General features: G+C 76.6%; 8 protein-coding genes. All 8 read right to left on the bottom strand.

All coding sequences use genetic code 11. The annotated features are described in order from the left end of the window. Nucleotides 1-860 (bottom strand): P-type ATPase actuator domain-containing protein (locus tag BIV57_RS14930; protein ID WP_419185716.1); only part of this gene is annotated, 860 nt, incomplete at its 3' end. Then, entirely contained in the window at nt 844-1,206 is a 363-nt protein-coding gene (locus BIV57_RS14925; RefSeq protein ID WP_071657292.1) for an ArsR/SmtB family transcription factor, read from the bottom strand. The genes BIV57_RS14930 and BIV57_RS14925, both read right to left, overlap by 17 nt. A 57-nt stretch (nt 1,207-1,263) precedes the next feature. Next, on the bottom strand, nt 1,264-2,409 hold the full coding sequence (mnmA, locus tag BIV57_RS14920; RefSeq protein WP_071657291.1) for a tRNA 2-thiouridine(34) synthase MnmA: 1,146 nt from the start codon (nt 2,407-2,409) through the stop codon (nt 1,264-1,266). Between the two features lie 31 nt (nt 2,410-2,440). Beyond that, entirely contained in the window at nt 2,441-2,863 is a 423-nt protein-coding gene (locus BIV57_RS14915; protein WP_071657290.1) for a hypothetical protein, read from the bottom strand. Nucleotides 2,864-2,920: 57 nt separating this feature from the next. Further along, nucleotides 2,921-4,114: a cysteine desulfurase family protein gene (locus tag BIV57_RS14910; protein ID WP_071657289.1), complete on the bottom strand. Its 1,194-nt coding sequence runs from the start codon at nt 4,112-4,114 to the stop codon at nt 2,921-2,923. A 57-nt stretch (nt 4,115-4,171) separates the two neighbouring features. After that, a complete protein-coding gene (locus BIV57_RS14905) occupies nt 4,172-4,942 on the bottom strand; it encodes an enhanced serine sensitivity protein SseB C-terminal domain-containing protein (RefSeq protein ID WP_079170346.1) in 771 nt (256 codons plus the stop codon). Nucleotides 4,943-5,052: 110 nt separating this feature from the next. After that, nucleotides 5,053-5,835 carry an enhanced serine sensitivity protein SseB gene (locus BIV57_RS14900; RefSeq protein ID WP_071657288.1) on the bottom strand — a complete coding sequence of 261 codons (783 nt, stop codon included), beginning with the start codon at nt 5,833-5,835 and terminating at the stop codon, nt 5,053-5,055. Between the two features lie 7 nt (nt 5,836-5,842). Then, nucleotides 5,843-6,472 carry a hypothetical protein gene (locus tag BIV57_RS14895; protein WP_071657287.1) on the bottom strand — a complete coding sequence of 210 codons (630 nt, stop codon included), beginning with the start codon at nt 6,470-6,472 and terminating at the stop codon, nt 5,843-5,845. Between the last annotated feature and the right edge of the window lie 204 nt (nt 6,473-6,676).

The raw sequence follows: 6,676 nt of genomic DNA, 5'->3' as shown, positions 1-6,676 counted from the left end.
GTCACCACGGTGAACCGCACCAACGACCACGCGATCCCCCGCACCGACCGATCGAAGGCCGACCCCCGGTCCGACCCGCCGCCCATCCCCCGCACCGAGCGACGCCGCACCGAGCGACGCCGCACCGACGGGGCGTCAGCGCCTCGTCGGCCTTCGGGCCGCAGGGGCTGGGCGGAGAGGCGGGTGGTGGGGCCGGTGGCGGTGACTACGGCGGTGGCGCTGCCGGAGGCGACCTCGGAGCCCTGGAAGCAGCGGGCGCTCTCGTCGCCGGGGGCGGGGAGCTGGAGCGCGCGCTTCGCCACCGGCGCGGACTCGCCGGTGACCGCCGCCTGGTGCACCGTCAGGCCCCGCGCGGTGAGCAGCCGGACGTCCGCCGGCACCGCGTCGCCCGCCGCGAGCAGCACCACGTCGCCGGGCACCAGCTGCTCCACCGGCACCTCCCGGGTGCCGCCCCGCCGCCGCACCGTCGCGGTGGCCGCCAGCAGCTCGCGCAGCCGCGCCGCCGCCCGGTCCGCCCGCGCCTCTCCCGTCGCGCGCAGCACGCAGCTGAGCGCCACCATCCCGGCCACCACCGCCGCCGGCCCGAACGAGCCGATCGCAGCCGAGACGACGCCCAGCGCGGCCAGCAGCGCCGTGAACGGATCGCGCAGCCCCCGCGCCCACCGCACCGGCGCCGGATCGGGACGCCGCCCCGGCACCAGGTTCTCGCCGAACCCGGCGAGCCGCGCCTCCGCCTCACCGTCCGTCAGGCCGCGCGGCCCGCTGCGCAGCGTCCGCAGCAGCGCGTGCACCGACTCCCGCGCCGGCTCCGCGCCCGCCGCCCGGGGCGGCGCCGGCGCCCGTTCAGGCGCCCAGCTCACGGACGTTGTCCCGGACCGCCGCCGCGCCACCGCCCTGCCCGGCCGGCCCCGCGAAGTGCTCCAGCAGCCGGTGCACCAGCGCCGACACCTCGGGCCCGGCCACCAGGTAGACCACCCGGCGGCCCTCCCGCCGGGACCGCACCAGCCCGCCGAGCTTCAGCTTCGCCAGGTGCTGGCTGATCGCCGGCAGCGCCCCGCCGACCTCCTCGGCCAGCGTCGAGACGTCGGCCTCGCCCACCGAGAGCCGCCACAGGATGTGCAGCCGGGCCGGCGAGGCGAGCAGCCCCAGCGCGGCCGCGGTCTCGGCCAGTGCGCGCGGCGACGGAGCCTCGGACGGATCTGGCACCTCGGCAACTCCTCTGCTCACGTGGTGGCGTGGTGGCGTGCGCTCGGGCCGGTCACCCTATCGGGTGACGGCCGCCGCCCGCCGGGTCGCGTCGATGGTCGCGGAGCCGACCACCCGGGTGCCGTCGTAGAGGACGACGGCCTGACCGGGGGCGATGCCGCGGACCGGCGCGTCGAAGTCCACCCGCACGGTGCCGCCCCCGGCGACCTCCGCGGTGACGGGCACCGGCTCGCCGTGCGCCCGCAGCTGGGCGTGGAACCGCCCGGAGCCCTCCGGCGGCGTGCCGCACCAGCGGGCCCGGATGCCCGTCAGCCCGTGGATGTCCAGGCCGTCCGCGGGGCCGACCGTCACCCGGTTGTCCACCACCGAGACGTCCAGCACATAGCGCGGCTTGCCGTCCGGCGCGGGGTGCCCCAGCCGCAGGCCCTTGCGCTGGCCGACGGTGAAGCCGTACGCGCCGTCGTGCTCGCCGACCCGGTTGCCGTCCGCGTCGACGATCTCGCCGGGGCGCTCGCCCAGCCGCCGTGCCAGGAACCCCTGGGTGTCGCCGTCCGCGATGAAGCAGATGTCGTGGCTGTCGGGCTTGCGGGCGACCGCCAGGTCGAGCCGCTCGGCCTCCTCCCGTACCTGCGCCTTCGGGGTGTCGCCGAGCGGGAACATCGCGTGCGCCAGCTGATCGGCCGTCAGCACGCCCAGCACGTACGACTGGTCCTTGCCGGGGTCGACGGCGCGGTGCAGCTCGCGGCCGCCGGGGCCGTCCAGGATCCGCGCGTAGTGGCCGGTGGCCACCGCGTCGAAGCCCAGCGCCAGCGCCTTGTCGAGCAGCGCCGAGAACTTGATCTTCTCGTTGCAGCGCAGGCACGGATTGGGCGTGCGGCCGGCGGCGTACTCGGCGTAGAAGTCCTCGACCACGTCCTCGCGGAAGCGCTCGGAGAGGTCCCACACGTAGAAGGGGATGCCGATCACGTCGGCGGCGCGGCGGGCGTCCCGGGAGTCCTCCAGGGTGCAGCAGCCGCGCGCGCCGCTGCGGAAGGACTGCGGGTTGGCGGAGAGCGCCAGGTGCACGCCGGTGACGTCGTGGCCGGCCGCGGCGGCGCGGGCGGCGGCCACCGCGGAGTCGACCCCGCCGGACATCGCGGCGAGCACCCGCAGCGGCCGCCCCTCGGGGGCGGCGCCGGAAGCGGAAGCGGGGAAGTTCGTCATGACCCGTCCAGAGTAGCCGGGCCCCGCCGCGCTACTCGTCCCGCTTCTTCTTCTCCAGCGACGGCTTCTCCAGCTGGGCGTCCAGATCGATCAGCGGCTCCGCGTAGTACGCCTCCAGCGGGCGCGGGCCCACGTACTGCTGGCAGGTGCACTGCGCCGCCTCGAAGCGGATCGGCCGCTGGTTGGCGTCCCACTCCACCGCCCGCTGCTCCATCTCGTGGCAGTGGCCCGCGCGGTCGTGCTTGGCGAGATGGTGGCCGCAGCCGCAGATCGCCTCGGGCTGCCGGTCGGCCTCGGCGAGCGCCTTCCGATGGCGCTCCTCCGCCTCGGTCTTCGCCTTGATGACGGCCATCCGGCGCCGGTGACGGTTGTCCAGAGCGCTCCGGACGGTGTTGGCCACGCCGCCGGCTCCGCCCAGCATGACGAAGATCCACACCCACCAGAACCAGTTCATTGTCGGACCTGCCCTCCCGCCCTTCGCCGCCTGAGCCCTATCGGCAAGTATCCACGTTCAACGCGAGAGCCCGGCGGTTCGTGCCCGTTCCACCGCCGGACCGATCGCCGCGGCCACCGCGGCCACGTCCTCGGACGTGGAGGTGCGGCCCAGACTGAAGCGCAGCGTGCCGCGCGCCTCCTCCGGTTCGTACCCCATGGCGAGCAGCACATGGCTCGGTTGGGCGATGCCGGCGGTGCACGCCGAGCCCGTGGAGCACTCGATGCCCTGCGCGTCCAGCAGGAGCAGCAGCGAGTCGCCCTCGCAGCCGGGGAAGGCGAAGTGCGCGTTGCCCGGCAGCCGCCCCTCCGGCCCCGGGCCGGGGTCGCCGGTGAGCACCGCCTCGGGGACCTCCTTGGCCACCGCGGCGATCAACTCGTCGCGCAGCGCGGTGAGCCGGGCGGCGTGCTCCGGCAGCTCCCGGACGGCGGCCGCGGCGGCGGCCGCGAACGCCGCGGCGCCGGCGGTGTCCAGGGTGCCGGAGCGGACGTCCCGCTCCTGCCCGCCGCCGTGCAGCAGCGGGACGGGCGCCAGCTCGCGGGTGAGCAGCAGCGCGCCCGTCCCCACCGGACCGCCGATCTTGTGGGCGGTGACGGTCATCGCGTCCAGCCCCGACTCGGCGAAGGAGACCGGCAGCTGGCCGAGCGCCTGCACCGCGTCGGAGTGCACGAGCGCCCCGTGCCGGTGGGCGGCCGCGACCAGCTCGCGCACCGGATTGACCGTGCCCACCTCGTTGTTGGCCCACATCACCGAGACCAGCGTGGGCACGTCCGGCGCCGCGGCCAGCGCGGCGTCCAGCTCCTCGGGGGAGACCCGGCCGAGGCGGTCGACGGGCAGCCAGTCGAGGCGGGCGCCCTCGTGCTCGGCGAGCCAGACCGCGGTGTCCAGCACGGCGTGGTGCTCGGTCGGGTTGACCAGCAGCCGCGGGGCGGGGCCGTCCGGCCCGGCCTGGGCGCGCAGCGACCAGTACAGGCCCTTCAGCGCCAGGTTGTCGGACTCGGTGCCGCCCCCGGTGAGGACGATCTCGCTGGGCCGCGCGCCGAGCGAGGCGGCCAGGGACTCGCGGGACTCCTCCACCACGCGGCGGGCGCGGCGGCCCGAGGCGTGCAGCGAGGACGGGTTGCCGGTGGCGTCGGTGGCGAGGTGGGCGGTGAGGGCCGCGAGGGCGTCCGGGTGGATCGGCGTCGTCGCGGCATGGTCGAGATACGGCACGCCTCTATTTTCACCCGCCCCGATCCCGCGGCGAAGGCGCCCCGAAGGGGCGCGGGGTCAGCGCTGGAAGAACGCTTCTGTGCAGCGGGCCATCCACATCGCGACCGGGTCGTACTCGTCCGCCATGGACACCGTCGCCACCGAGAAGCCCCCGGGTGCCGTCCGCACCGCCTCGGCCATCATGCCGCGGACCGCCTCGTGCGCCGCCGCGCTCTGCTCGTACAGGTCGACGCCGATGGCCAGGTACTCCTCCCCGAGACCCGGCCGCACCCACGCCTGCCGCAGCGTGCGGACCGAGCCGGCCCGGAACGCCGCCTCCGTCAGCCGCTCGTAGAACTCCGGCGCCTGCAGCGTCGGCTCATGCATCGCCAGCGGGCCGGCCGGCAGCCGGTCGAGGCCGCCGGCGATGCGCCGCAGGTCGAGCCATGGGATGCCGACGCCGCCCTCGGCGGCGTGCGGGTTGAGCCACAGCCCGAAGCGGCTGCGGAAGAGCGAGCCGGCGATCGCCCGGCCGGCGACCACCTCGTGGGCCCGCGTCCAGCCGGAGGCGGCCAGCTCCTCGGCCGAGGTGACGGCGGGGACGTAGCCGAAGCCGCCGACCTCCATGTTCCCGTACTGGGCGGACGGCGTGCCGGGCTCCCCGTGCCACAGCAGCATCCGCACCTCGCCGTCGGCGACCGCGTGCAGCAGCCGCTCGTAGGCGTCCAGCCGGCCCGGCCCGACCTCGCGCAGCTCGAGCTCCAGCCGGTCCGCGGCGGCCGTGCGGCCCCCGGGGAGGGCGGCGCCGCCCTCCCGGATCCCCCCGGCCCGCGCTTCCGCGCCTGTCATACCCCGTCGTCTCCCTCCCCTGCCGCGCCGTCCGCGGCAGCTGTCCGCAGTCGCCTGCGGCCGTCCCGTCCAGCCATCAAAGCAGGTGCGGCGGACCTACCGATAGGGAGCTAGCCGCGCTGGTAGAAGGGCGTTACCTGATCGAGCATCCAGTCGGCCACCGGGTCCTGCGCCACGTCCAGCAGAACGATGTTCACGGGCCACGGGGTCGGTGCCGCGCCCAGCGCCCGGCCCAGCGCGTTCATCGCCGCGTCCCGGTCCTCGGGCTGCCAGCCGTCGAGCTCGACGCCGACGAAGAGCGACGGATCGGCGCCCTCCACCGAGGCGAGCGCCCGACGCGCACTCAGAACCACCGGCACCAAGGAGAACTCGCCGGCGGCGGCCGCCAGGAACGGCACCGGCTCGCTCGCCGGGTCCGGCTCCCACAGCTGGACGCGCGCGCCGGAGGGCTGCGGCGCCACCGGATGGGCGGTCGGGTCGGGGCTGTCGTGCCGGTTGGGGTCCGGCCCGGCGGCCAGCTCGGCCACCAGCGGCGCCGGGATGGGGATGCCGACCTCGCCCTCCGGGTTCACCGCGATGCCGATCTGCGGCGGCAGCCCGCGCGCGAACTCCCGCATCGGGGCCACCGCGTGGGGCATGTCGCCGGCGGCCCGGCGCAGCTGCTCCTCCGAGGAGAAGACCGGCACATAGGGCACCCCCTCCAGCTCCACGGTGGGCAGGTCGAGGGCGGGGTGGCGGGGGCTGCCGCCGTTCGGCAGCGGCACCCACACCTGCGACTCGGCGAGGACGCCGAGCAGGGCGGCGGTGGAGTCCGGGCGTCCGACGGACGCCAGCAGCGCCTGCTCCAGCGGGTTGGCGGGGAAGCCGCCGCCCGGGGCGGGGTGGTGGTCCATGGGGGAGCTACTCCGGTCGGGTCTGGTGCGGGTGTGCGTGGCGCCAGGGTAGCCGCCCGGTGGGAACGGCCGTCCCGGCGAAGGAGATGCCGGGCAGGGCGGCCGCGGCCGGGCGGTCCAGCAGCACCAGGCTGGCCGTCCCGTCCGGGAGCAGCCCGCGGGCGGCGTCGCGCAGCAGCGCGCCCATCGCGGCGCGGTGCCGGTCGAAGACCCGCGGGGCGAGGGGGCGGCCGCGGCCGCGCTGGGCGCCCAGCGCCTCGTCGTCGGCGGCGTCCACCACGATCAGATGGGTGGCGCGGCGGCGGGCCAGCAGCCGGCGCACCACCGGCACGGCGCCGCAGTCGTGCACCACCAGCGGCGCGGGCGCGCGGCGGGCGCGCAGCAGCCGGGCGTAGTGCCGGGCGCGGACGGCGGGCCGGCGCAGCCGGCCGGGCAGGCCGGCGTCGAGCACCGTCGCGCGCGGGTCGGAGACGGCTCGAGCGATGAGTGTCGACTTCCCCGCCCCGGGCACCCCGGAGACGACGACCGCGGCCTCGTGCGGATAGGCCAGCACCGGCGGCCGCGCGGCGCCCCGCAGATCGCACACCCCCCACGGCCGCAGCACGCCGGACACCTCGACGACCTGCACCAACGTCATACCGAGCCCCCGTCCCACACCTTGCCGGTGCGCATACTGTAGGTCAACGCCCGGTAATGGGATGGTCAACTCCCGTGCGCCGGTGCGCCCATCGGGACGCGGTGCCCGGCCGCCGGCGGCTCCGCCGGTGGCCGGGGGTGGGCGCACCGGGCCGGGACCCGGCGGCACACCTCGCGATCCGCGGCGCCCGCGCATGCAATGATG

The sequence above is a fragment of the Mangrovactinospora gilvigrisea genome (assembly GCF_001879105.1).
GTDB classification, from domain to species: Bacteria; Actinomycetota; Actinomycetes; order Streptomycetales; family Streptomycetaceae; genus Mangrovactinospora; species Mangrovactinospora gilvigrisea.
Note: the sequence above shows the minus strand (reverse complement) of the source record. Positions and strands in the feature narration are given on the sequence as shown.

What these genes read in the sequence shown, in the direction of transcription:
- mnmA (WP_071657291.1), bottom strand. Translation starts at nt 2,409, where the DNA reads ATGACGAACTTCCCCGCTTCCGCTTCCGGCGCCGCCCCCGAGGGGCGG.
- BIV57_RS14915 (WP_071657290.1), bottom strand. Translation starts at nt 2,863, where the DNA reads ATGAACTGGTTCTGGTGGGTGTGGATCTTCGTCATGCTGGGCGGAGCC.
- BIV57_RS14905 (WP_079170346.1), bottom strand. Translation starts at nt 4,942, where the DNA reads ATGACAGGCGCGGAAGCGCGGGCCGGGGGGATCCGGGAGGGCGGCGCC.
- BIV57_RS14900 (WP_071657288.1), bottom strand. Translation starts at nt 5,835, where the DNA reads ATGGACCACCACCCCGCCCCGGGCGGCGGCTTCCCCGCCAACCCGCTG.
- BIV57_RS14895 (WP_071657287.1), bottom strand. Translation starts at nt 6,472, where the DNA reads ATGACGTTGGTGCAGGTCGTCGAGGTGTCCGGCGTGCTGCGGCCGTGG.